This window comes from Rhizobacter sp. Root1221, assembly GCF_001425785.1.
GTDB lineage: Bacteria > Pseudomonadota > Gammaproteobacteria > Burkholderiales > Burkholderiaceae_C > Rhizobacter.
Map to the genome: position 1 here is coordinate 116,871 of NZ_LMDI01000009.1, position 25,804 is coordinate 142,674.

Consider the following 25,804-nt stretch of genomic DNA (forward strand, 5'->3'; position numbering starts at 1 on the left):
TTCGCGCGACACCGTTTTCGGAGCCGTAAATGGGCGACCCCGTCCGCGCACTGCCAGGTGCCGCTTCGGGTGGTGCCGATCCTGCCTCGCTGATCGACCTCGACGGCGCCCACGGCGAATGCGGCGGCCAGTGGCTGCGCAGCGCCTTGACGCTCTCCATGTGCACCGGGCGCCCGTTTCGCATGCGCCACATCCGCGCCGGCCGTGAACGGCCCGGCCTGCTGCGCGGCCATGTCGCCAGCATCTCGGCAGCCCAGGCCGTCTGCGGGGCCCAGGTGCAAGGCGCCGAACTCGACGGCGCCAGCGTGGCCTTCACGCCCGGCGAGGTTCGGGCCGGTGACTACACCTTCGGCGTGGGCGGTGCCGGCAGTTGCATGCTCGTGCTGCAGACCGTGTGGCCCGCGCTGATGGGGCTGGCCGAACCCAGCCGCATCACGTTGCGGGGCGGAACCCACACCCCGAAGGCTCCGCCGTTCCAGTTCATCCAGCGGGCCTATGCGCCGCTGATGGACCGCCTGGGTGCCGTATCGGAACTCCGCCTGCGCCGCCATGGGTTCCATCCCATGGGCGGGGGCGGCGTCGACGTGAACATCACCCCCGCCGAGGCCGGGCGCCTCCAGCCTTTCGACCTGACGGAACGCGGGCCGCTGCGCGCCGCGTACGCGGAGTGCCTGGTGGTGGCTGTGCCGCGCCACGTCGCGAACCGCGAGCTCGACACCCTGGCCAACTCGTTGGGATGGGCGCCCCACCAGTTGCACGTGCCCGCGGTGCGCCAGAACGAAGGTCCGGGCAACGCCTTGATGGCCACCCTCGAACACGAGTTCGCCACCGAACTCTTCACGGCGGTGGGCGAAAAGGGTGTGAGTGCCGAGACCGTGGCGCGGGCCGTTTCCCGCGAGGTGCGCGAGTTCCAGGTATCCCGGGCCGCCATCGGTCCGTACCTGGCCGACCAGTGGGTGCTACCGCTCGCGCTGGCCGTGTGGCGCAGCGGCACGGCCGCCCGGTTCACCTGCAGCGCGCTGACCGATCGGGCGCTCGCCCACATCGCCCTGATCCGGCGCTTCCTGCCGTGCCACATCACCACCGAACCGTTCGACGGGGGATGGACGGTGGTGGTGTCTCCGTGACCTCCTCTGCAATGGGTGACCGGCCCCCTTGTGCGGCCCGGACGGACGGTCTATAACGGTCCGGCGGCGCCGCCGCCGGGAGTGTTGATGAACAGGCTTCTCGTGAGCTGGCGAACCGTGGGCTGGCAACGCGCCCGGGCCTGTTGGGGGCTGGTCTGGTGGGTGTCCCTGGTGTCGGGGGCCGCGTGGGCCGACGATCGCCCCATCGACCCGTCCGCCGACAGCGCCATGAGCGAGCTGCGGGTCAAGGCCGCGTACCTGTACAAGTTCGGGGCGTTCGTCCAATGGCCGGACCGGGCCTTTGCCTCTGCCCATGCGCCCGTCGTGATCGGCGTGCTCGATGCCGACATGCTCGCCGACGAACTCTCGATGCTGATTGGCGGCCGCAGCGTGCAGGGCCGTTCCCTGGCCGTTCGCCGCCTCCGCAATGGCGACAGCCTGGCGGGCATCCACATGCTGTTCATGGGCCATCCCGCCGACGGCCGTACGGCCGTGTGGTTGGCCGCGGCCCGGGGGCGGCCGGTGTTGACCGTGACCGACCAGGCCCAGCCGGCCGTGGCCGGCACCATGATCAACTTCGTGCACGACGGCGGCCGGGTCCGGTTCGACGTGTTCCCGAAGGCGGCCGAGCGGGCGAGCCTCGGCATCAGCGCACGCCTGCTGGTCGTTGCGCGCCGCGTGGAACCTGGCGCACCGTGAGGTCCGTGGCATGACCCCGCCCATGCAGCGCACCGTGAGCCGCAAGCTGCTCAGCGTGGCGCTGCTCACCACGCTGGTGGCGGTGGTGCTGGCCATTGCCGCGATCAGCGCCTATTTCCTTCGGGCCGACTACCGCAACCTCGCCGCGGATTTGCGCACCCAGGCCGAACTCGTCGGCCACATGAGCGCCCCCGCGCTGGCGTTCCACGACCGCACGCTGGCGCGCAACAACCTGAACCTGCTGCGGCTGCGGCCCGAGGTGTTGTCCGCCATCATCTACGACGCCGAAGGCCGCGTCTTTGCCTCCTACACCGCGCCGAACCAGGCCTTGCGCCAGCCGGCCACGCTGGAGGGCGACACCGTGCGGATGGACGGCAACGAGCTGTCCGTGTTCACGCGCATCGTGCAGGACCAGGAGATGCTCGGCACCGTCCACCTGCGCGTGGACCACGAGCTGTTCGACCGGCTGATCGGCCTCGGTGGCATCGGTGCCCTCGTGACGGTGCTGGCGATGGGGGTGGCCTACCTGCTGTCCACGCGGCTGCAGAAGGTGGTGACGGCGCCCATCCTGTCCATCGCCGACATCGCGCGCGGCGTGGTCGAGCGCCGCGACTACTCCCGCCGTGCCCAGAAGGTCAGCGACGACGAGGTGGGCATGCTCGCCGACTCGTTCAACGACATGCTGAGCGAGATCCAGAAGCGCACCGAGGAACTGGAACGATCGAACCACGACACCGAGCGGGAGGTGGCCGAGCGCGGCCGCGCGCAGCAGGAGGTGATGCGGCTGAACACCGAACTCGAGCTGCGCGTGCGCGAACGCACGCTGCAGCTCGAGGCCAGCAACGACCAGTTGAGCGTGGCCAAGGCCGTGGCGGACGAGGCGAACCAGGCGAAGTCGGAGTTCCTCTCCAGCATGAGCCACGAACTGCGCACGCCGCTGAACGCGATCCTCGGGTTCGCGCAGCTGCTCGACAGCGATTCGATGCCCGTCAGCCCGGAGAAGCGGCACGAGTACCTCGCGCACATCCTGAAGGCCGGCAAGCACCTGCTGGTGCTGATCAACGAGGTGCTCGACCTGGCCAAGGTGGAGTCCGGCACGCTGTCGCTGTCGCTCGAACCAGTGAACCTGGCCGACGTGTTCCGCGAGTGCCGCGAGATGATCGAGCCCACGGCGGTGCAGCGGCGCGTGCGCCTGGTGTTCACGCCCCCCGCGACCCTGAACGTGGTGGCCGACCGCACGCGGTTGAAGCAGGTGCTGCTGAACCTGCTGTCGAATGCGGTGAAGTACAACCGCGAAGGCGGGTCGGTGGTGGTGGGCGCGGCACCGGCGGGCGTGTGCCAGGTGCGGGTGTCGGTGCAGGACACCGGCAAGGGCCTCGATCGCCACCAGCAGTCGCTGCTGTTCCAGCCCTTCAACCGCCTGGGCCAGGAGGCCGGGCCCGAGGAGGGCACCGGCATCGGCCTCGTGCTCACGAAACGCCTGGTGGAGCTGATGGGCGGCCAGATCGGCCTGTCGAGCACGGTGGATGTGGGCAGCGTGTTCTGGTTCGAACTCGATGCCAGCGCTGGTGTGGCGCGGGCGCCGTCCAGCGGCGATGACCTCGGTGCCGATGACGGCCTCGCGATGGTGGTGCTGCCCGACGGCGTGAAGACCGTGCTGTATGTCGAGGACAACCCGGCCAACCTGCGGCTGGTGGAGGAGATCGTGGCGCTGCGCACCGACCTGCGCCTGATCTCCGCGGCCGACGGCGGGCTCGGGGTCACGATGGCGCAGTCGCATGCGCCGGCCGTGGTGCTGATGGACCTCAACCTGCCCGGCATCGGGGGGCTGGATGCGCTCAAGATGCTGCGCCGCGACCCGCGCACCGCACACATCCCGGTGATCGCGCTGACGGCCAATGCGATGCCGCGCGATGTGGAAAGCGGGCTCGCCCAGGGCTTCTTCCGCTACCTCACGAAACCGCTCGACGTGCGGAAGTTCCTCGAGGCCCTCGACGCGGCACTTGCCGAGGTGTCCTAGTCTAGAGGAACCGCTCGAGCATGCGCCGCGACGCCTTGTCGAGCGCGAAGCGGTCGCGGATCAGGAAGTGCACGCCGCGGTCGTCGGCCACGAGCAACGCATGGCCATCCAGCCGGCGGATGTTCTCTTCCACCTCCAGCACCAGGCGCGTGTCGCCGCGGTCGGTTTCGACGTCCCACGTGGTGGGGGTGGCATAGGTCGACACCGAGCGGATGCGGCGGATCTCCGGGGTGAACTCGCGTTGGGCGAGTTCGTCCTCGATCAGCCGGCGCGGTGCGTCGGCGAGTGCGCTGAGACGGTCGATCCAGGCGAGTTCGTGGCCGTCGGTGCCCATGAGGGACACCCCCTCGTCGGGAGCCCCGATGGGGAAGGCGCGCACGGGGATGCAGTTCTCGGAGCGGTCGCCATTGGCGGCGATGTGCACCAGGTGCCCGTGGGCGTTGCGTTCGAGCTGGAAGTTGGGGTTCATGGGGCGGGACCTCGGACGCTCAGGGGTTGCCGGCCGGGTGGGCCGCATGGGGGACGGGCAGCAGGGCAGGGGGATCGCTGCCGTCGTCGTCCACACGGCGCACCTGCGCTTCGTACAGGCGCCAGTACGCGCCTTGCTTGGCCATCAGTTCGTCGTGCGGCCCAACCTCGACCACCTGGCCGCGGTCCATCACGACGAGCCGGTCGGCCTTGCGCAGCGTGGACAGGCGGTGGGCGATGGCGATGGTGGTGCGGCCCTGCACGAGGTTGTCGAGGGCCTTCTGGATTTCCTTCTCGGTCTCGGTGTCGACCGACGAGGTGGCCTCGTCGAGGATCAGCAGGCGTGGGTCGATCAGCAAGGCGCGGGCGATCGAGATGCGCTGGCGTTCACCGCCGGACAGGCCCTGGCCGCGTTCACCCACGAGCGAGTCGTAGCCTTGTGGCAGGCGCAGGATGAACTCGTGTGCATGGGCTGCGCGTGCGGCGGCCACGATCTCGGCGCGCGTGGCATCGGGCCGGCCGTAGGCGATGTTCTCGGCGATGGTGCCGAAGAAGAGGAACGGCTCCTGCAGCACGAGGCCGATGTTGCGGCGGTAGTCGGAGACACCGTAGCTGCGGATGTCGTTGCCGTCCACGAAGATGGCGCCGTCGGACACGTCGTAGAAGCGGCAGATCAGGTTCACGAGCGTGCTCTTGCCCGAGCCGCTGTGGCCCACGAGGCCGATCATCTCGCCCGGCCGGATGTCGAGGTTCAGGCCACGGATCACGCTGCGGTTGCCGTAGCGGAACCCGATGTCGCGCATCTCGATGCGGCCCTTCGCGTTGGCAAGGGGCACCGGGTTGGCGGGCTCGGGCACGTTGGACACGTGGTCGAGGATGTCGAAGATGCGCTTGGCACCGGAGGCCGCCTTCTGCGTGACCGACACGATGCGGCTCATCGAGTCGAGCCGCGTGTAGAAGCGGCCGATGTACGCGATGAATGCGGTGAGCACACCCACCGTGATCTGCTGGTGCGCCACGAGCCAGATGCCAAAGGCCCACACCACCAGCAGCCCGATCTCGGTCAGCAGCGACACGCTCGGCGAGAACAGCGACCAGGTCTTGTTGAGCTTGTCGTTGACCTCGAGGTTGTGCACGTTGGCCGTGCGGAAGCGCTGGGCCTCACGGCGTTCCTGTGCGAAGGCCTTCACCACGCGGATGCCCGGGATGGTGTCGGCCAGCACGTTCGTCACTTCGGACCACACACGGTCGATGCGCTCGAAGCCCGTGCGCAGGCGGTCGCGTACCTTGTGGATCATCCACGCGATGAAGGGCAGCGGCAGCAGCGTCACGAGCGCGAGCCACGGGTTGATGGAAAACAGGATCACGGCAGTCATCGTGATCGTCAGGACGTCGGTGGCGAAGTCGAGGGCGTGCAGCGACAGGAACACGCAGATGCGGTCGGTCTCGGAGCCGATGCGGGCGATCAGGTCGCCGGTGCGCTTGCCGCCGAAGTAGTCGAGCGACAGCTTCAGCAGGTGGTCGTAGGTGGTGGTGCGCAGGTCAGCGCCGATGCGTTCCGACACGAGCGCGAGCAAGTAGGTGCGGGCCCAGCCGAGGCCCCAGGCCGCGAGCGCGGCGCCGAGCAACCCGACCAGGTAGAGCGCGACCTTCCACGGGTCGATCTGCTGACCGTTCTGGAACGGGATCAGCACGTCGTCCATCAGCGGGATGGCGAGGTACGGGGGCACCAGCGTGGCGGCCGTGGACGCGAGGGTCAGGCCGAAGCCGGCGGCAAGCTGGTTGCGGTAGGGGCGTGCGAAACGCCACAACCGGAGCAGCACCCAGGTGGACGGGACCGGTTCGGGCTCGTTGGAGAACGAAGTTTCTTCATCGGCCTCGGTGGGTTCCGAGGTGCGCCCGGCGCGAAAACTTTCGATGCATCCCTCGAATGTTTTCAAAAATTTAAGTGACTGGGTGTGAGCGCCCAACGTGAACCGCCACGTGGCCAGGCGCGTTGAAGGGTCGAGCAGTTCGAGTGTGCCGACGCCGGCATGGTCGAACGCACGCATCGAGAGGTTGTGCGACAGCGGCCAGGCCGTCCACGTGTCGCCGTTCGGCGACAGGCTGAGGATGCGGTGGTCAGTGAGGACAACGAGTCCGTGTGCAAAGCGCAGCGAGGGATCGAGGTCAACCGCCAGCGTCGCCAACACGTTCTCATTCGTTGCGAGCTGTGCTCGCAGGGCCGCCTGGATCAACTCAGTGCGGGCTTCCAACGTCAGAACGGAATCGAGTAGTGGCATGGTGATGATGTCGTACCGCGGGGCAGCTCAAGGGTCCACCTTCCGAGGCGGGGTCGGGAATTCTCGCCGAAGCGCGCCGTTTCGTGTTTCATCGGAAGGGGCTGGGCATTTCCATACGGCGCACAATTGCGGGCTGGACCGGATCCTGCCGGTCGTGACCCTATTGCCGAAAAAACCGCCCAAAATGACGAAGAAGGCCGACATCCAGCTGCAGCGCATCCGGTACCTGCGGGGCCCCAACATCTGGACCTACCGTCCGGTGCTGGAGGTCTGGCTCGATCTGGGCGAGCTGGAGGACCACCCCTCCAACCAACTGCCCGGCTTCAACGAGCGCCTGCTGAAGATGCTGCCCGCGCTGTTGGAGCATCACTGCGGTGTCGGTGAACGCGGTGGTTTCATCCAGCGCCTCGAAGGTGGCACCTGGGCCGGCCACATCCTCGAACACGTGGTCATCGAACTGCTGAACCTCGCGCGCATGCCCACCGGCTTCGGCCAGACGCGCAGCACCTCGCAGCGCGGCGTGTACCGCATGGTGTTCCGCGCCCGCGACGAAAGCGTGGCCCGCACCGCGCTGGCCGAAGGCCACCGCCTGCTGATGGCCGCCATCAACAACGAACCGTTCGACGTCGACGCCGCCGTGGCGCGCCTGTGCGAGAAGGTCGACGACTGCTACCTCGGCCCCAGCACCGCGCACATCGTCGGCGCCGCCACCGACCGCGGCATCCCGCACATCCGCCTGAACGCCGGCAACCTCGTGCAGCTCGGCTATGGCGCCAGCCAGCGCCGCATCTGGACGGCCGAGACCGAGCTCACCAGCGCCATCGCCGAAGGCATCGCAGGCGACAAGGACCTCACGAAGAAGCTGTTGTCGTCCGTCGGCGTGCCGGTGCCCGAGGGCCAGGTGGTCGCGTCGGCCGCCGAAGCATGGGAAGCCGCACAAGACATCGGCCTGCCCGTCGTCGTCAAGCCCACCGACGGGAACCACGGCCGCGGCGTCACGATGGACCTGAGCCTTCAGGCCGACATCGAAGCCGCGTTCGACGTGGCCAGCAAACACGGCAGCGAAGTGATCGTCGAGCGTTTCGTGCGTGGCAACGAACACCGCTTGCTGGTGGTGGGTGGCCGTGTGGTGGCCGCCGCCCGCGGCGAGATCGCGTGGGTCACCGGCGACGGCGTGTCCACCGTCGAGAAGCTCGTCGACGAGCAGCTCAACACCGACCCGCGCCGTGGCCTGAACGAAGACTTCCCGCTCAACCTCCTGGTGCTGGCCGAAGACGAAGCCGTGCTGCTCGACCTGCAGCGCCAGGGCCTGTCGCCCCAGGCCGTGCCGGCGGCGGGCCGCCAGGTGCTGATCCAGCGCAACGGCAACGTCGCCATCGACTGCACCGATCAGGTGCACCCCGATGTCGAACACGCCGTGGCACTCGCCGCGCGGGTGGTGGGCCTCGACATCGCCGGGGTCGACGTGGTGGCCGAAGACATCTCCAAGCCGCTCGCCGAACAGCGCGGCGCGGTGGTCGAGGTCAATGCGGGCCCGGGCCTGCTGATGCACCTGAAGCCGGCCGTGGGGTCGCCCCGCCCGGTGGGCCGTGCCATCGTCGACCACCTGTTCCCGGAAACGGAAACCGGTGCCGGCCGCATTCCCATCATCGGCGTGGCCGGTTCGCAAGACACCCAGACCATCTCCCGCCTCGTGGCGTGGCTCGTGCACCTGAGCGGCCGCCGCGTGGGCCTCGCCTGCCGCGATGGCCTGTTTCTCGACCGCCGCCGTGTCGAATCCACCGACTCGGCCCGCTTCGAGCCGGCCCACCGCCTGCTGATCAACCGCGCGGTGCAGGCCGCCGTGATCGAAAACGGCGCCGAATCCATCCTGCGCGACGGCCTGGCCTACGACCGTTGCCACATCGGCGTGGTCACCGATTTCGAAGGTTGGAAGTCCCTCGCCCACCACGACGTGAACGAGGCCGACCAGATGGTCAAGGTGCTGCGCACGCAGGTCGACGTGGTGCTGCCCGACGGCGTGGCCGTGCTGCACGCCGCCGATGCCCGCGTGGCCGACCTGGCCTCGCTGTGCGACGGCTCCGTCATCCTCTATGCCCTCGACGGCAAGAACGAGAAGCTGGCCGCGCACCGCGCCGAAGGCGGCCGGGTCGCCTTCATGCGCGACGATCACGTCGTGCTGGCCACCGGCCACAGCGAAACGGTCATGAGCAACCTGCGCCGCACCCGGGTGCGCAACGACGAGCAGGGCCTGGCCCGCCAGCGTGTGCAACTCGCCGCGGTGACCACGGCCTGGGCCATGGGCATCTCGCTCGACCTCGTGGCCGCCGGCATCGAGACGTTCGACTGGGACCTGCGCCAGCCGCGCCCCGCCGTGGCCAAGGCCGTCCGCTGAATCCTGCCTGACCTCCGCGCACCGCGAAGAAACGAACCAAAAGAACACCCGAAAGCATCGACACGATGGAAGTTTCCCGCACGCGGGCCCTGCGCGGCCCGAACCTCTGGAGCCGGCACACTGCGATCGAGGCGATCGTCTCGTGCGCCGAAGGTGAACGTTCCAAGGCCGACATCCCCGGTTTCGAACCCCGCCTGCGGGCCTTGTTCCCGGCCATCGGCGAACTGCGTCCGCGCGGCCACGTCGGCAACATCTCGCTCGCGCACGTGCTCGAAGCCGCGGCGCTGGCGCTGCAGGCCCAGGCCGGCTGTCCGGTGACGTTCAGCCGCACGTCGGCCACGCTCGAGACAGGGGTGTTCCAGGTGGTCGTCGAGTACAGCGAGGAAGCCGTGGGCCGCAAGGCCTTCGAACTGGCCGAGGCGCTGGTGCTTGCCGCGCAGAACGACACGGCGTTCGATGTGGCCGCGGCCATCACCACCTTGCGTGAAACCGACGAGGACGTTCGCCTCGGCCCCAGCACCGGCGCCATCGTCGATGCCGCCGTGGCCCGTGGCATCCCGTTCCGCCGCCTGACCCAGGGCAGCCTCGTGCAGTTCGGATGGGGGTCGCGCCAGCGCCGCATCCAGGCCGCCGAGGTTGATTCCACCAGCGCCGTGGCCGAGTCCATCGCGCAGGACAAGGACCTCACCAAGCTGCTGCTGCGGTCGGCCGGCGTGCCGGTGCCGCTCGGCCGCCCCGTGGACACCATCGACGAAGCGTGGGAGGTGGCCAACGAGATCGGCCTGCCCGTCGTCGTGAAACCGCAGGATGGCAACCAGGGCAAGGGTGTGACGGTGAACATCGTCACCCGCGATCACATCGAGATGGCCTACGCGGCCGCGGCCGAATACGGCGAAGTGATGGTCGAAAAATTCCTGCCGGGCAACGACTTCCGCCTGCTGGTGGTGGGCGACAAGCTCGTGGCGGCCGCGCGGCGCGACCCGCCGCAGGTGATCGGCGACGGCAAGCACACCGTGCGCCAGCTCGTCGACATCGTCAACACCGACCCGCGCCGAGGTGAAGGCCACTCTACCTCGCTCACCAAGATCCGTTTCGACGACATCGCGGTGGCGCGCCTGAAGGTGCAAGACCTTCAACCCGATTCGGTGCCGGCCAAGGGCCAGCGCGTGATCCTGCGCAACAACGCCAACCTCAGCACCGGCGGCACCGCCACCGACGTGACCGACGACGTGCACCCCGACGTGGCCGCGCGCGCGGTCGAGGCGTCGCAGATGGTGGGCTTGCACATCTGCGGCGTGGACGTGGTGTGCGAGAGCGTGCTGAAGCCGCTCGAGGAACAGAACGGTGGCATCGTGGAGGTCAACGCCGCACCGGGCCTGCGCATGCACCTGTCGCCCAGCTTCGGCAAGGGCCGCAACGTGGGTGAGGCCATGGTGGCCAACCTGTTCGGGCCTGGCGACGACGGCCGCATCCCCATCGTGGCCGTCACCGGCACCAACGGCAAGACCACCACGGCCCGCCTGATCGCCCACATCGTGGCCGGCAGCGGCATGCGCGTGGGCATGACCAACACCGACGGGGTCTACGTCAACGGCCGCCAGATCGACAGCGGCGACTGCAGCGGCCCGCGCAGCGCCCGCAACGTGCTGATGCACCCCGACGTCGATGCGGCGGTGTTCGAGACGGCGCGCGGCGGCGTGTTGCGCGAAGGCCTCGGCTTCGACCGTTGCGACGTGGCCGTGGTCACCAACATCGGCGCGGGCGACCACCTGGGCCTGAACTACATCACCACCGTGGACGACCTGGCGGTGCTGAAGCGCGTGATCGTGCAGAACGTGGCTCCTACCGGCTACGCGGTGCTCAACGCCGCCGATCCCATCGTGGCCGGCATGGCCGTCACGTGCCCGGGGCAGGTGATCTTCTTTGCGGCCGACCGCCAGCAACCCGTGATGGCCACGCACCGCGCGCAAGGCCACCGCTGCGTGTATGTCGACGGCGACGCCATCGTCGCGGCCGAAGGCCCGTGGCGCGAGAAGGTGTTCCTGCGCGACATTCCCATCACGCGCAACGGCACCATCGGCTTCCAGGTCGAGAACGCCATGGCCGCGGTGGCCGCTGCGTGGGGCCTGGGCCTGCACCCGGACACCATCCGCCGCGGGCTGGCCAGCTTCTCGAACGATGCCGACAACGCGCCGGGCCGCTTCAACGTGATGGCGTACAAGGGCGCCACCGTGATCGCCGACTACGGCCACAACCCCGATGCCATGCGCGCCCTGGTGGCCGCGGTGGATGCACTGCCCGCGCAGCGCCGGTCGGTGGTGATCAGCGGTGCCGGTGACCGCCGCGACGACGACATCCGCGAGCAGACCATGATCCTCGGCGATGCGTTCGACGAGGTCGTGCTGTTCCAGGACGCCTGCCAGCGTGGCCGCGAGGACGGCGAGGTGCTGGCGTTGCTCCGTGAAGGCCTCGTCAACGCCAAGCGCACGCGCGTGGTCGACGAGGTGCGGGGCGAGTTCGCCGCCATCGACACCGCACTCGGCCGCCTGCAGCCGGGCGACCTGTGCCTCGTGCTGGTGGACCAGGTCGAGGAAGCCCTCGCGCACCTCGCTGCCAAGGTGGCCGAAACGGCCTGACCCTTCGCCGCATCACCCCCCGACGCCGCCGGTGGGCACGTGCCCCGGCGGCGTTGTCACGTCCGGGCCTGCCGCATGCGGAAGGGCAGCAACCCTGACGGCAGGGTCAGCCGGGAAGGGGCGGGCACAGCAGCCCGATGAACATGGGCCGGAGGTACCAGTCCGCCACGTTGTCTTCGTGGGCCCCGCTCGCCCAGTGCCGCAACCCCGCGGCCCCGCTGATCAGGCCCGTGCCGATGTGCCCGGCGATGGTCTGGTCCAGGGGCCGCACCGACCCGTCGATGGTGCCGTCAACGATCGCGCTGGTCTGCCGCATCGTGAGCCGGTCCATCGTGCGCGCCACCTCCGAGCGGCGGGCGGGGTCCGCCAGCGCGCTGATGGCCCCCAGGCGAAGCAACGGGCCCTCCTCGGACAACTGCAGTCGCGCCAGCGCCCGTGTGCTGGCGCAGGCGCGCTCCCAGCCGGTGCCGAAGTCGCGGCGTGCGTAGTCCAGGGCCGCGCGGATGATCTCGAACGTGCGCTCGAAGCACGCCCACACCAGGTCTTCCTTGTTGTCGTTGTGGTGGTAGAACGAGCCCTTGGTCACGTTGAGATGGGCCGAGATCTTGTCCACCGACGCGCCGCGGTACCCGTGTTCGTTGACCATGTGCGACGCCGCGCGCAGGAACGCCTCGGCAGTGGGGTCTGCGTCCACGCGGAAGCGCCAGGCGCGTTCCTGCGGCGTGGCGCCGGTCCACGCCGATCCGGGGGCGGCGCTGCCCCGCACGACGATGTCGCTCACGCGGGCGGCCACGTCCCCGTACTCGCCGGTTTCGTGCCGCACGATCCACGTCCGCATCGAGTGCCCTGCCGACAGCAGCCCGTAGGCGCGGGCGTTGAGGTCGTCTCGGGTCAGGCGGGCGGTCTGCGGCGACTTCAGCAGGTCGCGCACGCGGCGGAACATCGCGGTGTACGCGTCCGACACCTGGTCGAACTGCGGGGACGGCAGCGCCCGCATGTCGTTGAACAGCACGAGCGGCGGGCGGTCTCCGCTGTCCACCGAGGCAAACAGCCGGGCCAGGCGGCGGAAGTAGGCGTGCACCCGGCCTTCCGCCGTGGGCTCGGACGCCGACGCCACGGCCACCGCCATGAACGCCTCGATGGCGCGCTGGAAACAGGCGCTCGCGAGGTCTTCCTTCTTGCGGTAGTAGTACGTGACGCTGTTGGTCACGAGGCCCACGCTGGCGCCGATCTCCGCGAGCGTGGCACCCTTCACCCCATGCTGGTTGAACTGCAGGGCGGCGGCGCCCAGGATGGCTTCGCGCTTCTCCTGGTAACGCTGGGTCTGAGGCGCAGGCATCGAGGCGGAAGAAGGGGCGGGGCCCGGATTATGCCGGGCCCGCGCCGGGTGGGTGGCCGGGTGCCAGTGCGCTGATCGATCGGGGTCCGGCTCGCGGCGCCCGTGTCGCTGATCCCCGTCGGGGGATGCGATTCGGCGAAAATCGGCCGGATGACAGTTCCCCGAATCGAAACCATGCGCTACCGCCGCCGTCGAATGGCCGTCCCTGCGGCATTCCTGTTGGTGATGATGGCTTGCTTGCTGAACGCCTTGCCTGCGGCTGCACAGTTGGCAGAGAAGCCGTCGATCTACACCGCCAAGCGGCTCGGAGAACGGATGGCGCCGGCGATCGATGCCCCGGCCTCGGCATCGTCGCCTGCCCGCGCGACGAACCGCCCGTCGCCGGCGTCGAAAGCCAGCGAAGCCAGCCACCTCGACACGGTGGCGAGCATGGCGCAGTTTCTTTCCATCGCCCGCGTGTACAACGCCAGGTCGGCGGAGCCGATCGTCCACACCATTTTCGTGATCGACCGTGCGCATGGCAACCGGCTCTACTTCATCAACGCCAACCGCTACGCATTGCACGAGGATTTCCTGCGCGGACAGTTCCTGGTGCCTCATCTTGATGAGAGAACGCTCAAAGGCTACTACCAGCGCGCCGACCGGCGCTTTCTGTTCGGCACCATCGGCTTGCAACCCCAACTCAACCGCTGGACCTTCGAGTTCTGGGAAGGTGACCAACTGAACGAGGCCCTGATCCGGCTGGCAGGCCAGCGCCTGGGGGAATCGTTCTTCCAGCCGCTGCACTTCAAGGCCAACTCAACCCAGCACGAGACGGCGGCGCAGGCCGCAGGCATCGAGTCGTTGACCGAGGCCCAGCTCATCGGTGATCGACGGTTCATGCCGTTGAACACCGGCCGTGCCAAGGGCCGGCTGCGCCTCATTGCCAGCCTGGACGACGACACGCAGGATGACATCGAACCCACCGACATCGTGGTCCTGAAGGAAGTGCCGCTGTCTTTGTCGCCCGTGGCGGGTGTCGTGACAGAAAGGCCGTCGACGGTACTGTCCCATGTCAACTTGCTGGTCAAAGGCTGGGGCGTGCCCAACGCGTACATCAAGGATGCGTTTCAGGAACTGAAGGCCTACGACGGACAGTGGGTCGAACTGAACGTCACCGCGATGCGTTACGACGTGACGCGCCTGCCCGGTCCGGTGACACCGCCCACGCGGCCACCCACGATCTTCACCGGCAAGCCAGACCTGCTCCGACAGCAAGTGGTGCGAGTGACCGACATCGCCTCGCACGGGCGCAAGGCTTGTGGCAGCAAGGCCGTCAACTTGTCGCGCATCGAAGTTGCGCGCCGCAAGGGCGACCTGGGCAGGCAGAACAGCAGTGTGGCACCCGTACCGGACGGGTTCTGCATTCCCTACGCGCACTATGCCGAATTCATCCGGTCGCCCCAGGCCCAGGCATCGATCCAACGCTGGCTCGCGTCGCCCGGGTTCGGCCGCAGCCGCACCATTCGTCGCAAAGCCCTGGCGCAATTGCGCGCTGAACTGGCGGCCCTGCCGCTTGACTCGGCCAGGTCGATGAGCTGGCTGCAACAGTGGCGGACCCAGCTCTCGGGCAAGAGCGTGTTCGTGCGCAGTTCCTCCAACTCCGAGGACCTGGCGAATTTCAGCGGCGCCGGGCTGTACACCACGGTGCCCAACGCCAAGACCGACGAGGCCCTGCTGAACGCGGTGAAAACGGTGTGGGCCTCGGTCTACAACGCCGAGGCGTACGAAGCCCGGCGGGCGGCCAGGGTCAGCGATGACCATGTGTTCATGGCCGTGCTGGTGCAAGAGGCCATCGACTCGGTGGTCTCCGGCGTGATGGTCACCCGCGATCCCTTCGACCCCCGCCATGCGAACGCCACCTATGTCTCGGCGAAGAGAGGTCTTGGCATCAAGGTCGTCGAGGGCCAGCGGATCGCCGAGCAGTCGATGCATGACGGCTGGAGCGGCGCGGTGCGCCGCCTGTCAAGGTCGGGCGAGGTGTCCGAGTTGAAGCTCGATCGTGCCGGCGGCGTGGTCGACGTTCCCCTGGCCGCGGCCGTGGTCGAGAACGAAGTGCTCAGCAGCGTCTCGGTCAAGCAACTCGCTGCGCTGGGGCAGCGGTTGAAGAGGCTGCTCGGTCACATCGATCAGGACATCGAATGGGCGATCGATCCGGGCGGCAGGATCGTCGTGCTGCAGTCGCGGCCGTATGTGGAGCGGAAGGTGCTGTGAGCCCGTGGGGGCCCGAGGGCTCCTCGGTGCGCCACGCGGCCATTCTGGTCGAACCGGGCACCGCCATTGCCACGCCGTCAAAGCGGAAGCACTCGACGGAGATGGGTTTGATCCAGCACAATTCCGCGATGCGAGTGCGTCTTGCATCATTGGACCGATGAACAGCTCCGTCGCGCCCCGTCACTACCCGCTCGACGCGCCCCTCAAGGCGGCAGCGGGGCGGCTCACCCATGGCCTGTCGCCCGCTGCGCTGACGCTCAGCCTGCTGGACTGGGGGCTGCACCTGGCAGGCTCGCCCGGCAAACAGGCCGAGCTCGCGCAGAGCGCGGCACACAAATGGCTCCGCTGGGTCACCATGGCGTCCGGCGGCCGCGGCCGCGCCGGCGCTGTGCAAGGAGATCGGCGTTTCGCGCCGACGCCGTGGGCGCAGCCACCGTTCGATGCGCTCGTGGACGCCTTCCTGCTGGCCGGCCAGTGGTGGTCCGAGGCGGTCGACGGCGTGCCCGGCGTGTCACGGCACCATGAACAGGTCACCGCATTCGTGATTCGGCAGTGGCTCGACATGGCGTCGCCGTCGAACCTGCCGTGGGCGAACCCCGAAGTGCTGGAGACCACCTGGCGCACCGGCGGGCTCAATCTCTGGGATGGCGCGGCCAACTGGTGGCGCGACGCGATGCTCGTGGCGTCGAACAGCCCGCCGCCGGGCGCCGAGCTGTTCACGCCGGGGGAGAATGTGGCTGTCACGCCGGGCCAGGTGGTCTTCCGCAACGCGTTGATCGAAGTGATCCAGTACGCCCCGTCGACGGACGATGTGCATCCCGAGCCGGTCCTGATCATGCCGTCGTGGATCATGAAGTACTACATCCTCGACCTGTCGCCGCACAACTCGCTGGTGCGCTACCTCGTGTCGCAGGGGCACACCGTGTTCATGGTGTCCTGGCGCAACCCCGGACCCGAGGACCGCAACCTCGGCATGGACGACTACCTCCGGCTCGGCGCACTCGCCGCGGTCGAGGCGGTGCAGCAGGCCCAGCCCGGGCGAGGCATCCACCTGGCGGGCTATTGCCTCGGCGGCACGCTCGCCGCCATTGCCGCCGCATCGATGGCCTCGCGTTCCGGTGTGCACCTGAAGACCCTGACGCTGCTCGCGGCGCAGACCGACTTCAACGACCCTGGAGAACTGGGCACCTTCATCGATGAAAGCCAGGTGGCGTTCCTCGAGGACATCATGGACGATCAAGGGGTGCTCGACGGCCGCCAGATGGCCGGCGCCTTCGCGCTGATCAACTCGAAGGACCTCGTGTGGTCGAAACTGGTGCGCGCGTACCTGCTTGGCGGATCGACCCCGCTCAATGACCTGCATGCCTGGAATGCCGATGCAACGCGGATGCCCGCGCGGATGCACAGCGAGTACCTCCGGCGCCTGTACATGGGCAATGACCTGGCGGAGGGCCGGTACAGGGTGGATGGCCACCGCGTCGCGCTGCGAGCCCTGCGGCTGCCCATTTTCGCGTTGGCAACCGAACGCGACCACGTGTCGCCGTGGCGGTCCGTCTACAAGATCCACTTCCTCACCCACGCCGAAGTGACATTCGCACTGACTTCGGGCGGGCACAACGCGGGAATCGTCAACCCGCCCCGCGAGCCGGCACCCCCGTCGATACGCTACCGTTGCATGACCCTGTCGGCCGACGCCGCGCACATCGATGCGGACTGGTGGCTGCACGAAGCCCCGGTGACGGCGGGATCGTGGTGGCCCGAATGGCAGGCGTGGCTTGCCGCCCATTCAGGCCCGCCGGAGAAGCCGCTGCCCATCGGCGGATCCGGGCCGTCGAGGCTCAGGCCGATCGAGGACGCACCGGGCACCTACGTGCATGCGTCCTGAGCTTCAGGTCGCGTTCAACGGGCGCGCGAACCGCGGTGCTGGCGGTTGCACGGTCATGCCGCTGACGTGTGGTGTCTGTCCGACCGTCCCCGTCCCTTGACAGACCCCGTTCATGCCGATCAGAGATCGAGCACCCGCCGCAGCGCACCGTAGGGCACGCTCCAAGATGATTCCCCGGTGTCTGACCCTGCCCCTGAGTCCCGTCATTCTTAGCTCGTACTTCACGCGGCCTTGTTGTGCTGTGCCGCGAGCCAGCGTTGCTCGAACTGCATCAGACTGAGGTAGCCCAGGGACGAGTGAAGTCGCCGGTGGTTGTAGAAGGTCAGCCAGTCGATCACCTCGTCCATCGCGTGCCGCCGGGTTGTGAATCTGCGACCGTGCAGACGGCCCACTTCCCGCCCAACGCCGAAGACGTAGACGCCGGCTGCCTTTCGGCGCACGGATCAGGGGCGCCAGGCCCTGCCGGTCTTCTGGTTGATGTCGGTGGCCGAACCCACGGTGGAGCTGGCATCGACGAAGCCCGAACGATCGCCGGCGTCGAGATTCAGTCCGTCGCCGCGGTACTCGACGTCGCCGTACAGGCTGAGCGTGCCGGAGGCGCCCTGGTTGGCCTCGAAGAAGCCCAACGGATAGAAGCTGGTGCGCACCTGCGCCGAACCGCTCACGTTGAAGCCGTTGGCGTCGGTGGTACCGACGATGCTGAGCCCGCCCACGGTACCGCCCGATACCGTGCCCTTCACGACGATGGCATGGTCTTCGATGCGCGCGTTGCCGCTCACCTGGGCCCCCGGCAACACGGTGGCATAGGGCCCGACGTACACAGAGGTGGCGGTGCCCGAGGATGCGCAGCCGCCGCCGTTGGCGTGGCGCACGGTCCCGGAGGGGCAGGCGTCACGCTGGCCGTTCTGGAAGCCCTGCGGCCACGCGTTGCCCAGCTCGATCATGTAGGGGTAGCGCCAGATCGTGTTGTAGTCCTGGTCCCAGGTGATGGTCTTGAACGCTGAGGGCGTGGCGGCCACCAGCAGGAACAGCGGCTCGCCTGCATTGACCGTGAAGGTGAGGTCGCCGTCCAGCCCCTTCTGCAGCGCGCTGTAGCGCGCGCTGGTGAAGTCTGCATTGGTGGCCACCAGGCCCCAGCGGAAGCCCGCATCCGAGCCGGCCTGGTCGATGCCGCGGAACTTGACCCTCACGGTGGTGGCGCCGGCCGTGGGATACAGCCGCACCACGTTGTAGCCGAAGCGCTGTGGTGCGCCGTAGAAAGGTGATACGAAGCGGCGGTTGGTGGCCCACTTGTCGTCCAGCGCCTCCAGCGGCATCAGCCGGTGCATGCGCTCGGCCCGGTCGGCCAGCGTGATGTTGCCGTAGCCGGCACGAAAGGCGTCGGGCGTGGTCTTGTAGTCCCACGTCACGTTGTGCATCGCCCAGTCGCCGATGAAGTCGTTGAGCTGCTCGATCGTCCAGCCGCGTGAGGTCTGCATGGTGGTGAATGGATCGGTTCCCGCCGTGGACCAGATCTTCGTGACCGCCTCGATACCGTACTTGTCCTTCAGGAACTCCATGAACTGCCAGTTGCAGTAACGGTCGCGGGTGGAGCCCAGGTAGACGTGCGGCGCGTTCACCAGCATCTCCGAGCAGTGGACGCTTTGCTGGTTTCCCGGCATCTGGCGCGCGATGAAGTTGGCGTGGCTCTCCCAGATCCAGCCGCACGTGTTCGGCTCATCGCAGTCCAGGCCGCCGTTCGAGGACATCCACGTCTGCCAGCCGTGTGTGAACTCGTGCGCGAGGATCCAGGGGTCCGTCAGTACGTCGGTTGCGATCCACATGCCCAGGCGCACGCGCCCGCTTTCATCTTCCCAGCCGCCGCCGTTGGCTCCCCAGTCCGAATGGATGTGGATCGCAAGTTTGATCTTGTCTGCCGTGTTGGCGTAGGGCTCCGGCATCAGCAGGCCGGCATCGAACATGTTGTGCCAGGCGCTCTCCAGCGTTTGCGCAGCCGCAGCCAGGTCCGCATCGGGCACTGCTTCGTCGGAGTAGAAGGCGAAGTGGGGCGATTCCTTCAGCAGCTTGAAACTCGCGTCCTCGGGACCGCCTTCCTTCCATGCACCCGGCGTCACGGGAGGCTTGGTCACGGTGCTCGCAGTCGCCCAAGTCGTCACAGTCGTTCCTGTATCGACGGCGCCAGCAGTGGGACCCGATGCTGATTCATCGGGAGACGGCGCTGCTCCGGAGGACGAGTCGCCCTGGCCGCCGCCGCAGGCCGCGAGGGCAGTGGCCAGGCAGGCGACGAGCGCCAGCCGGGTCAACCAAGACTTCGAGCTGGGCGTCATCGCGTTCCTCCGTTTGTCGTTCGTGATGGATCGAGGAGGCGATGCTATAGGGCGGAAAGCGGCAAGTCATGACCGATTCATGACCATGGCCGTGCAGGCTACCCCGATGCGCTTGAACGTTGGCGACCATCGATTTGACGAGCCCGTTCGGCGTGCATCGCCGTGCGATACAGCATCATCTGCCGCCCTGCCGACAGCTGCCGGCAGCAGGCCCGAACGACGCGAGTTCAAGCCTGGGCCTGGTCAATTTACCGACCGACACAAGCGTGACCACCTGCTTTTGCTGATGGCCGCTAGCATCAGCGCCGCCGCGAGATCCAGTTCGCGAGCACAAGAAGAACCGGTCAGATCGAGAGGCCGTGCCAGGCCTCGATCGGTTTCAACACGTCAAGCAAGGGAGCGGAACAATGAACACATCACACCTCTTCAAGGCGCTGGGTCGCGCCGTCGTCTGCACCAGTGCAGCTCTCGGCATGCTGGGCTCAGGTGGCCTGGCGCACGCGCAGATTGCTGTCGGCAAGACCAAGTTCCTGGGCAACATCATTGCCGGCAACCCGCCAGGCAACTTCAGCATGTACTGGAACCAGGTCTCGCCGGAGAACGCAGGCAAGTGGGACGCGGTCGAACCCGTGCGCGACCAGATGAACTGGGGCCAACTCGACGCCGCCTACAACTACGCGCGGTCCAATGGCTTCCCGTTCAAGCAGCACACGTTCGTGTGGGGCTCGCAAGAGCCGAAATGGATTGGCGGGCTGAGCGCGCAGCAGCAGGCCCACGAGGTCGAGGATTTCATTCGCCAGTATTGCCAGCGCTATCCGCAGACGCAGTACATCGACGTGGTCAACGAGCCGCTGCACCAGCCGGCCAGCTACCGCGAGGCCCTCGGCGGCGCGGGCTCGACCGGATGGGACTGGATCGTCTGGTCGTTCCAGAAGGCCCGCCAGCACTGCCCCACCGCCAAGCTCCTCATCAACGAGTACGGGATCATCAACGACGCCAACGCGCTGAACCGCTACAAGGTCATCGTCGACATCCTCAAGTCGCGCGGGCTGATCGACGGCGTGGGCATCCAGTCGCATTACTTCAGCATGGACAACCTGGCGCCTGCGACGATCAAGCAGAACCTGGACTCGCTGGCCCAGACCGGCTTGCCGATCTACGTGTCCGAGCTGGACATGACCGGTGACGACGCCACGCAGCTGGCGCGTTATCAACAGAAGTTCCCGGCCTTGTGGACGCACCCGGGCGTTGCCGGGGTCACGTTGTGGGGCTACATCGAAGGCCAGACCTGGGTGGCCAACAGCCACCTCGTGCGCCGGGATGGCAGCGAGCGGCCCGCACTGACCTGGCTCGGCAACTACGTGCGCAGCAACCCCGGTAGCGGTGGCGCGGCCAACAAGTCCATCGTCGTGCGTGCACGTGGAACCTCGGGCCAGGAGCGCGTCACCTTGCGCGTGGGTGGCACTGCGGTGCAGACCTGGACGCTCGGCAAGACCATGACCAACTACACGTTCACGACCACCCTTTCGGGCGGCAGCACCGTGGAGTTCACGAACGACGCGACAGGCCGCGACGTCCAGGTCGACTACCTGAGCGTGAACGGCAGCGTGCGGCAAGCCGAGAGCCAGACCTACAACACCGGCGTGTACCAGAACGGCCGGTGTGGCGGCGGCAGCGGTCGCAGCGATTGGTTGCACTGCAACGGCGCCATCGGGTTCGGCGACCTGTAATCCCCCATCTCATCCGGAAGGAAAACGGTCATGAAGAACATCATGAGGTATCGCTTCGCGCAATCGGCGCTGGCGGCCTTCGCCCTGTCGGTGGGCACCCTGATGGCAGGTGCCTCGGCACAAGCCGCCATCACGGTGGACAGCAACACTTGGTACGCCGTCGTCAATGTCAACAGCGGCAAGGCGCTCGATCTCTACAACTGGGTGACCGGCGACGGCGCCGAGTTCCGCCAGTGGAGCCGACTCGACGGCACCAACCAGCAGTTCCAGTTGGTCAACTCCGGCAACGGCTACTACCGGCTCAAGAACAGGCACTCCGGCAAGGTCGTCGATGTCTGGAACTTCTCGAAGGCCGACGGGGCGGCAGTCAACCAGTTCACCGACGGAGACGGCGTCAATCAACAGTGGCGGCTGGAGGGCTCTGACAACAACGCGGTACGCTTCATCAACCGCAATTCGGGCAAGGCCCTCGAAGTTGCCAACGCATCCACCGCCGACGGTGGCGACATCACCCAGTACACCGACTACGGTGGCCGCAACCAGACCTGGGCGCTCGTCCCCGTTGGCACCGCCTCGCCCCCGCCCACCGGAGGAGCAGGCAACGTGAAGCTTCCGTCAAGCTTCCAATGGAGTTCGAGCGCGGCGCTGATGCTCGCCAAGCCTGCTGCGCGGTTCCCGGAGGTGGCCATCAAGGACCCGACGGTGGTGTACTACAACGGCCTCTGGCACGTGTTCTCCACCCAGGCCAAGGGCAACGGGTGGGGCCTGGAGCACCGCTCCTTCTCGGACTGGTCGAACGCGGGGGCAGCAACCCCGTACTTCCTCGACGCCACCGCCATCGGTGCCGGGTACAGGGCCGCGCCATTCGTGTTCTTCCATGCCCCATCGCGTCTTTGGTACCTGGTGTTCCAGAACGGCAACGCCGCCTACTCGACAAACCCTGACATCAACAACCCGGGTGGGTGGAGCGCGCTGCGAACCTTCTACAGCAGCGTCCCGCCGATCGTTCAGCAGAACATCAGCAACAATCGCGGCCATTGGCTGGACTTCGCCGTCGCCTGTGACTCGGTCAACTGCCACCTGTTCTCGGCCGGTGACAACGGGCAGATCTACCGCTCCCAGACCACGCTGGGGAACTTCCCCAACGGCTTTGGCGACACGGTGATTGCCCTGCAGGACGCCAACCGCGACAACCTCTTCGAAGCACCCCAGGTGTACAAGGTTCGCGAGACCGGGCAGTACCTGCTCATCGTCGAGGCCATCGGCAGCAGCGGCCGGTACTTCCGCTCCTGGACTGCGAGCAGCCTGGGTGGAACCTGGACGCCGCTGGCCGCGACCGAGTCGAATCCGTTTGCAGGCAACGCCAACGTGACCTTCCCGACCGGAAAGTGGAGCCAAGGCATCAGCCACGGAGAGATCCTGCGCACCGGGCATGACCAGAATGTCGAGATCAGTGTCTGCAACATGCGCTTCCTCTACCAGGGGCTGGCGCCAGGGGCGAAAGACAACTACGACAGCCTCCCGTACCGCCTCGGCTTGCTCACGCAGACCAACTCACCCTGCTGAGCCGTTCCTTCCCCGCCACGCCGTGGCGGGGTGGGCCCGACGAGGTCAGGCTTGCAGCGCCTTGCCCACCTCGTTGCGGCCCTGCACCGTGCCCGACTCGGGCACGTATTCGTCGTCGCGGTCCGAGATGGCGTCGAACGCGGCGGCGATGCGCTCCGGCGTGCCGGCGCCGAACCCCACGTGCACGCCTTGTGTCATCGTGATGTAGGCGCGTTCGAACGTGCCTGCGCCGGCGCACAGCACGGTGCGGGTGGGGGCGTCTTCCGACACCAGGAACACGAGCCCCGGCGACACCGCCTCGGGCTTGAGTTTTTCCAGCACCGGCGCCGGCAGCAGGCCCTCCGTCATGGCGGTGGCCGCCGTGGGCGCGAGGCAGTTGACGCGGATGTTGTCCTTGGCGCCTTCGATCGAGAGCGTCTGCATCAGGCCCACGAGTGCCATCTTCGCTGCGCCGTAGTTCGATTGGCCGAAGTTGCCGTACAGGCCGGACGACGAGGTGGTCATCACGATGCGGCCGTAACCCTGCGCCTTCATCAGGTCCCACACGGCCTTCGTGCAGATGGCCGCGCCCATCAGGTGCACGTCCACCACGAGGCGGAAGTCGTCGAGGGTCATCTTCGCGAAACTCTTGTCGCGCAGGATGCCGGCGTTGTTGACCAGGATGTCCACGCGGCCCCAGGCGGCCACGGTGTCCTTCACCAGGGCTTCCACCGCGGTCACGTCGGTCACCGATGCGTGGTTGGCGCGGGCTTCGCCGCCGGCGGCCACGATCTCCCGCACCACCGCCTCGGCCGGCGTTTCGCCCCCGTCGGCCCCGGCCCGGCCCAGGTCGTTCACCACCACCTTGGCACCGCGCTCGGCCAATGCCAGCGCGTGTTGCCGGCCCAGCCCGCCGCCAGCGCCCGTGATGATTGCCACCTTGCCGTCAAATCGAATGCTCATGTTGCTCTTTCAATGAATCTGGTATGTTGCCCATGGCCCGCTGGTGCCGTTGCACGCGGGCATCTCACTCTGACAGAAGCCGGTTTCGAAACCCCGGTCGGCCGACCGAGGCTCCCCGTCGCATCACGGAATTCCCGTTCTTGTTGAACTTCCACAGGACCCTCCCATGACCACTCTGTTTTCCCTCGCCGGCAAGGTTGCCATTGTCACCGGCTCGTCGCGCGGCATCGGCAAGGCCATTGCCGAACGCATGGCCGAACACGGCGCCAAGGTCGTGATCTCGTCCCGCAAGCCCGAGCCGTGTGCCGAGGTGGCGGCGCAGATCAACGCCGCCCACGGGGCCGGCAGCGCCATCTCGATCCCGGCCAACATCTCGTCGAAGGACGACCTGAAGCACCTGGTCGACGAAACCACCCGCCAGCTGGGCAAGGTCGACATCGTGGTGTGCAACGCCGCGTCCAATCCGTACTACGGCCCCATGGCGGGCATCGAGGACGACCAGTTCCGCAAGATCCTCGAGAACAACGTGATCGCCAACCACTGGCTGATCAACTTCGCCGCGCCGCAGATGATCGAGCGCAAGGACGGCGCCATCATCATCGTGTCGAGCATCGGCGGCCTGCGCGGTTCGCCGGTGATCGGTGCGTACAACATCTCCAAGGCGGCCGACTTCCAGCTCGCGCGCAACCTGGCCGTCGAGTTCGGGCCGCACAACGTGCGCGTGAACTGCATCGCCCCGGGCCTCATCAAGACCGACTTTGCGAAGGCGCTGTGGGAGAACCCCGAGACGCTCAAGCGTGCCACGTCCACCACGCCGTTGCGCCGCATCGGTGAGCCCGACGAGATCGCCGGGGCGGCGGTGTTCCTGGCGTCGCGGGCAGGGTCGTTCATGACGGGCCACGGCCTGGTCGTCGACGGCGGTGCCACGATCTGACCGACCCACGACGCCTGCGCCCCGGTGGCGCGGGCCGGCAGGGGCGCGCGCCTGGCATCCAGCGGGCGGCCGTCAGTCCGCCGTGACCTTCGCGCGGCGGATCACGTCGCCCCACTTCGTGGTTTCGGCGGCGATGAACCGTTCGAACTCTTCCGGGGAGTTGCCCACCGGGATGGTGCCCATGCCTTCGAGGCGGGCGCGCACGTCGTCCTGGCGCACGATGCGGGCCACCTCGTCGGCCACCCGTTTCACGATGTCCTTCGGCGTGCCGGCCGGCGCGAGCATGCCGGCCCAGGTGCTGCCGGTGAAGTTCGGGATGCCTTGTTCGGCGAACGTGGGCACGTCCGGTGCCGCCGGCAGGCGCTTGTCGCTTGCCACGCCGATCAGCCGCACCTTGCCGGCCTTGCCCGGATTGATGAGCCCCGAGGCGGCGTCGAAGAACAGCGACACCTGCCCACCCATCAGGTCGGTGAGGGCCGCCGCCGCACCGCGGTAGGGGATGTGGACCATGTAGGTCCCCGTCTGCGCCTTCAGCAGCTCGGTGGTCAGGTGGGCGGCCGACCCGTTGCCGCTGGACGCGAAGCTCACCTTGCCCGGGTTGCGGTGCGCGTGGTCCACCAGTTCCCGCGCCGTCTTGAACGGTGCGTCGTTGTTCACCGCCGCGATGAGCGGCGAGATGCCGATCAGCGACACCGCCGCCAGGTCCTTGTGCGCGTCGTACGGCAGCTTCGGGTACAGCGTGGTGTTCGCCGCGTACGCCGCGATCACCACCCCGAACGTGTAGCCATCGGGCGCTGCCTTCGCCACCGCATCCACCCCGATGATCCCGTTCGCCCCAGGGCGGTTGTCCACCGTCACCGGCTGCCCCAACCGCTCTTGCAGCTTCTGCGCCACCAGCCGGGCCGTCACGTCCGTGAATCCACCGGGCGGGTAGGGCACCACAAGGCGAATGGGCTTCGACGGCCAGGCGGGCTGAGAGAAAGCGGCCGGCGACACAAGGGCAGCAGCCAAAGCCACCGTGAACTCCCGACGATCCAATGGCATGGTGCCTCCAGGAACAACCGTCACACGACCACGGTTGGAGATCCCGGCTTCCGCCCACTACTGTCCGGAATAAATTGGACCGAGGTCACGTAAGTTGTTGCGAGCACTCGCTGTTTGGGATAAATCCCAGAGCGCCAACTCAAAACAACCGAGGAGC

General features: G+C 67.6%; 16 protein-coding genes and 1 pseudogene. 10 read left to right on the forward strand and 7 right to left on the reverse strand.

Annotated elements, in window-relative coordinates:
• The first annotated feature begins 29 nt into the window (after window positions 1–29).
• The 3 genes from rtcA (at window position 30) to ASC87_RS08420 (ending at window position 3,846) form a co-directional block, all read left to right on the forward strand.
• The gene (gene rtcA / locus ASC87_RS08410) at window positions 30–1,127 is read left to right on the forward strand and encodes an RNA 3'-terminal phosphate cyclase (RefSeq protein ID WP_056659518.1); all 1,098 of its coding nucleotides are present in this window, start codon (window positions 30–32) and stop codon (window positions 1,125–1,127) included.
• 87 nt (window positions 1,128–1,214) lie between these two features.
• Window positions 1,215–1,826 (forward strand): YfiR family protein, encoded by a 612-nt coding sequence (locus ASC87_RS08415; protein ID WP_082568489.1) that lies wholly within the window; start codon window positions 1,215–1,217, stop codon window positions 1,824–1,826.
• A gap of 10 nt (window positions 1,827–1,836) precedes the next feature.
• Window positions 1,837–3,846, forward strand: coding sequence for an ATP-binding protein (locus tag ASC87_RS08420; protein WP_235582108.1), 2,010 nt, complete (start codon window positions 1,837–1,839; stop codon window positions 3,844–3,846).
• Window position 3,847: 1 nt separating this feature from the next.
• On the opposite strand, the gene ASC87_RS08425 is transcribed toward ASC87_RS08420, so the two are convergent.
• Together ASC87_RS08425 and ASC87_RS08430 are read right to left on the reverse strand one after the other, a co-directional pair.
• Complete coding sequence (locus tag ASC87_RS08425; protein ID WP_056659524.1) at window positions 3,848–4,315, reverse strand: DUF1854 domain-containing protein; 468 nt, start codon at window positions 4,313–4,315, stop codon at window positions 3,848–3,850.
• Window positions 4,316–4,334: 19 nt separating this feature from the next.
• Window positions 4,335–6,596 carry an ABC transporter ATP-binding protein gene (locus tag ASC87_RS08430; protein ID WP_056659526.1) on the reverse strand — a complete coding sequence of 754 codons (2,262 nt, stop codon included), beginning with the start codon at window positions 6,594–6,596 and terminating at the stop codon, window positions 4,335–4,337.
• 184 nt (window positions 6,597–6,780) lie between these two features.
• On the opposite strand from ASC87_RS08430, the gene cphA (ASC87_RS08435) reads away from it, so the two are divergent.
• Window positions 6,781–8,991, forward strand: coding sequence for a cyanophycin synthetase (cphA, locus tag ASC87_RS08435; protein ID WP_056659528.1), 2,211 nt, complete (start codon window positions 6,781–6,783; stop codon window positions 8,989–8,991).
• Between the two features lie 65 nt (window positions 8,992–9,056).
• Window positions 9,057–11,627: a cyanophycin synthetase gene (gene cphA, locus ASC87_RS08440; RefSeq protein ID WP_056659530.1), complete on the forward strand. Its 2,571-nt coding sequence runs from the start codon at window positions 9,057–9,059 to the stop codon at window positions 11,625–11,627.
• Window positions 11,628–11,733: 106 nt separating this feature from the next.
• Here the strand turns inward: cphA (ASC87_RS08440) and ASC87_RS08445 are convergent, their stop codons facing one another.
• Entirely contained in the window at window positions 11,734–12,966 is a 1,233-nt protein-coding gene (locus tag ASC87_RS08445) for a TetR/AcrR family transcriptional regulator (protein ID WP_056659532.1), read from the reverse strand.
• 174 nt (window positions 12,967–13,140) lie between these two features.
• Here ASC87_RS08445 and ASC87_RS08450 point away from each other — a divergent pair, with 174 nt between their 5' ends.
• Both ASC87_RS08450 and ASC87_RS08455 read left to right on the forward strand, forming a co-directional pair.
• A complete protein-coding gene (locus ASC87_RS08450; protein WP_082568490.1) occupies window positions 13,141–15,219 on the forward strand; it encodes a PEP/pyruvate-binding domain-containing protein in 2,079 nt (692 codons plus the stop codon).
• Window positions 15,220–15,376: 157 nt separating this feature from the next.
• Window positions 15,377–17,104, forward strand: coding sequence for an alpha/beta hydrolase (locus tag ASC87_RS08455; RefSeq protein ID WP_056659536.1), 1,728 nt, complete (start codon window positions 15,377–15,379; stop codon window positions 17,102–17,104).
• A gap of 221 nt (window positions 17,105–17,325) precedes the next feature.
• On the opposite strand, the pseudogene ASC87_RS08460 reads toward ASC87_RS08455, so the two are convergent.
• Together ASC87_RS08460 and ASC87_RS08465 are read right to left on the reverse strand one after the other, a co-directional pair.
• Window positions 17,326–17,499 (reverse strand): annotated as a pseudogene (locus ASC87_RS08460) (IS3 family transposase); the annotation flags it as partial.
• Between the two features lie 48 nt (window positions 17,500–17,547).
• Window positions 17,548–19,233 carry a DUF6055 domain-containing protein gene (locus ASC87_RS08465; RefSeq protein WP_056659539.1) on the reverse strand — a complete coding sequence of 562 codons (1,686 nt, stop codon included), beginning with the start codon at window positions 19,231–19,233 and terminating at the stop codon, window positions 17,548–17,550.
• A gap of 605 nt (window positions 19,234–19,838) precedes the next feature.
• On the opposite strand from ASC87_RS08465, the gene ASC87_RS08470 reads away from it, so the two are divergent.
• Both ASC87_RS08470 and ASC87_RS08475 read left to right on the forward strand, forming a co-directional pair.
• Entirely contained in the window at window positions 19,839–21,161 is a 1,323-nt protein-coding gene (locus ASC87_RS08470) for an endo-1,4-beta-xylanase (RefSeq protein ID WP_162255140.1), read from the forward strand.
• A gap of 30 nt (window positions 21,162–21,191) precedes the next feature.
• The gene (locus ASC87_RS08475; RefSeq protein ID WP_200954330.1) at window positions 21,192–22,727 is read left to right on the forward strand and encodes a non-reducing end alpha-L-arabinofuranosidase family hydrolase; all 1,536 of its coding nucleotides are present in this window, start codon (window positions 21,192–21,194) and stop codon (window positions 22,725–22,727) included.
• A 45-nt stretch (window positions 22,728–22,772) separates the two neighbouring features.
• Here ASC87_RS08475 and ASC87_RS08480 read toward each other — a convergent pair whose 3' ends face one another.
• Window positions 22,773–23,669, reverse strand: a complete 897-nt coding sequence (locus ASC87_RS08480; protein ID WP_056659541.1) for an SDR family NAD(P)-dependent oxidoreductase — start codon at window positions 23,667–23,669, stop codon at window positions 22,773–22,775.
• 166 nt (window positions 23,670–23,835) lie between these two features.
• Between ASC87_RS08480 and ASC87_RS08485 the strand changes: the two genes are divergently transcribed.
• Window positions 23,836–24,603: an SDR family oxidoreductase gene (locus tag ASC87_RS08485; protein WP_056659543.1), complete on the forward strand. Its 768-nt coding sequence runs from the start codon at window positions 23,836–23,838 to the stop codon at window positions 24,601–24,603.
• Between the two features lie 72 nt (window positions 24,604–24,675).
• On the opposite strand, the gene ASC87_RS08490 is transcribed toward ASC87_RS08485, so the two are convergent.
• On the reverse strand, window positions 24,676–25,647 hold the full coding sequence (locus ASC87_RS08490) for a tripartite tricarboxylate transporter substrate binding protein (RefSeq protein ID WP_056659545.1): 972 nt from the start codon (window positions 25,645–25,647) through the stop codon (window positions 24,676–24,678).
• Window positions 25,648–25,804: the final 157 nt, after the last annotated feature.

Coding starts and splice junctions, on each gene's coding strand:
- rtcA (WP_056659518.1), top strand. CDS start 30: ATGGGCGACCCCGTCCGCGCACTGCCAGGTGCCGCTTCGGGTGGTGCC.
- ASC87_RS08415 (WP_082568489.1), top strand. CDS start 1,215: ATGAACAGGCTTCTCGTGAGCTGGCGAACCGTGGGCTGGCAACGCGCC.
- ASC87_RS08420 (WP_235582108.1), top strand. CDS start 1,837: ATGACCCCGCCCATGCAGCGCACCGTGAGCCGCAAGCTGCTCAGCGTG.
- ASC87_RS08425 (WP_056659524.1), bottom strand. CDS start 4,315: ATGAACCCCAACTTCCAGCTCGAACGCAACGCCCACGGGCACCTGGTG.
- ASC87_RS08430 (WP_056659526.1), bottom strand. CDS start 6,596: ATGCCACTACTCGATTCCGTTCTGACGTTGGAAGCCCGCACTGAGTTG.
- cphA (WP_056659528.1), top strand. CDS start 6,781: ATGACGAAGAAGGCCGACATCCAGCTGCAGCGCATCCGGTACCTGCGG.
- cphA (WP_056659530.1), top strand. CDS start 9,057: ATGGAAGTTTCCCGCACGCGGGCCCTGCGCGGCCCGAACCTCTGGAGC.
- ASC87_RS08445 (WP_056659532.1), bottom strand. CDS start 12,966: ATGCCTGCGCCTCAGACCCAGCGTTACCAGGAGAAGCGCGAAGCCATC.
- ASC87_RS08450 (WP_082568490.1), top strand. CDS start 13,141: ATGCGCTACCGCCGCCGTCGAATGGCCGTCCCTGCGGCATTCCTGTTG.
- ASC87_RS08455 (WP_056659536.1), top strand. CDS start 15,377: ATGAACAGCTCCGTCGCGCCCCGTCACTACCCGCTCGACGCGCCCCTC.
- ASC87_RS08470 (WP_162255140.1), top strand. CDS start 19,839: ATGAACACATCACACCTCTTCAAGGCGCTGGGTCGCGCCGTCGTCTGC.
- ASC87_RS08475 (WP_200954330.1), top strand. CDS start 21,192: ATGAAGAACATCATGAGGTATCGCTTCGCGCAATCGGCGCTGGCGGCC.
- ASC87_RS08480 (WP_056659541.1), bottom strand. CDS start 23,669: ATGAGCATTCGATTTGACGGCAAGGTGGCAATCATCACGGGCGCTGGC.
- ASC87_RS08485 (WP_056659543.1), top strand. CDS start 23,836: ATGACCACTCTGTTTTCCCTCGCCGGCAAGGTTGCCATTGTCACCGGC.
- ASC87_RS08490 (WP_056659545.1), bottom strand. CDS start 25,647: ATGCCATTGGATCGTCGGGAGTTCACGGTGGCTTTGGCTGCTGCCCTT.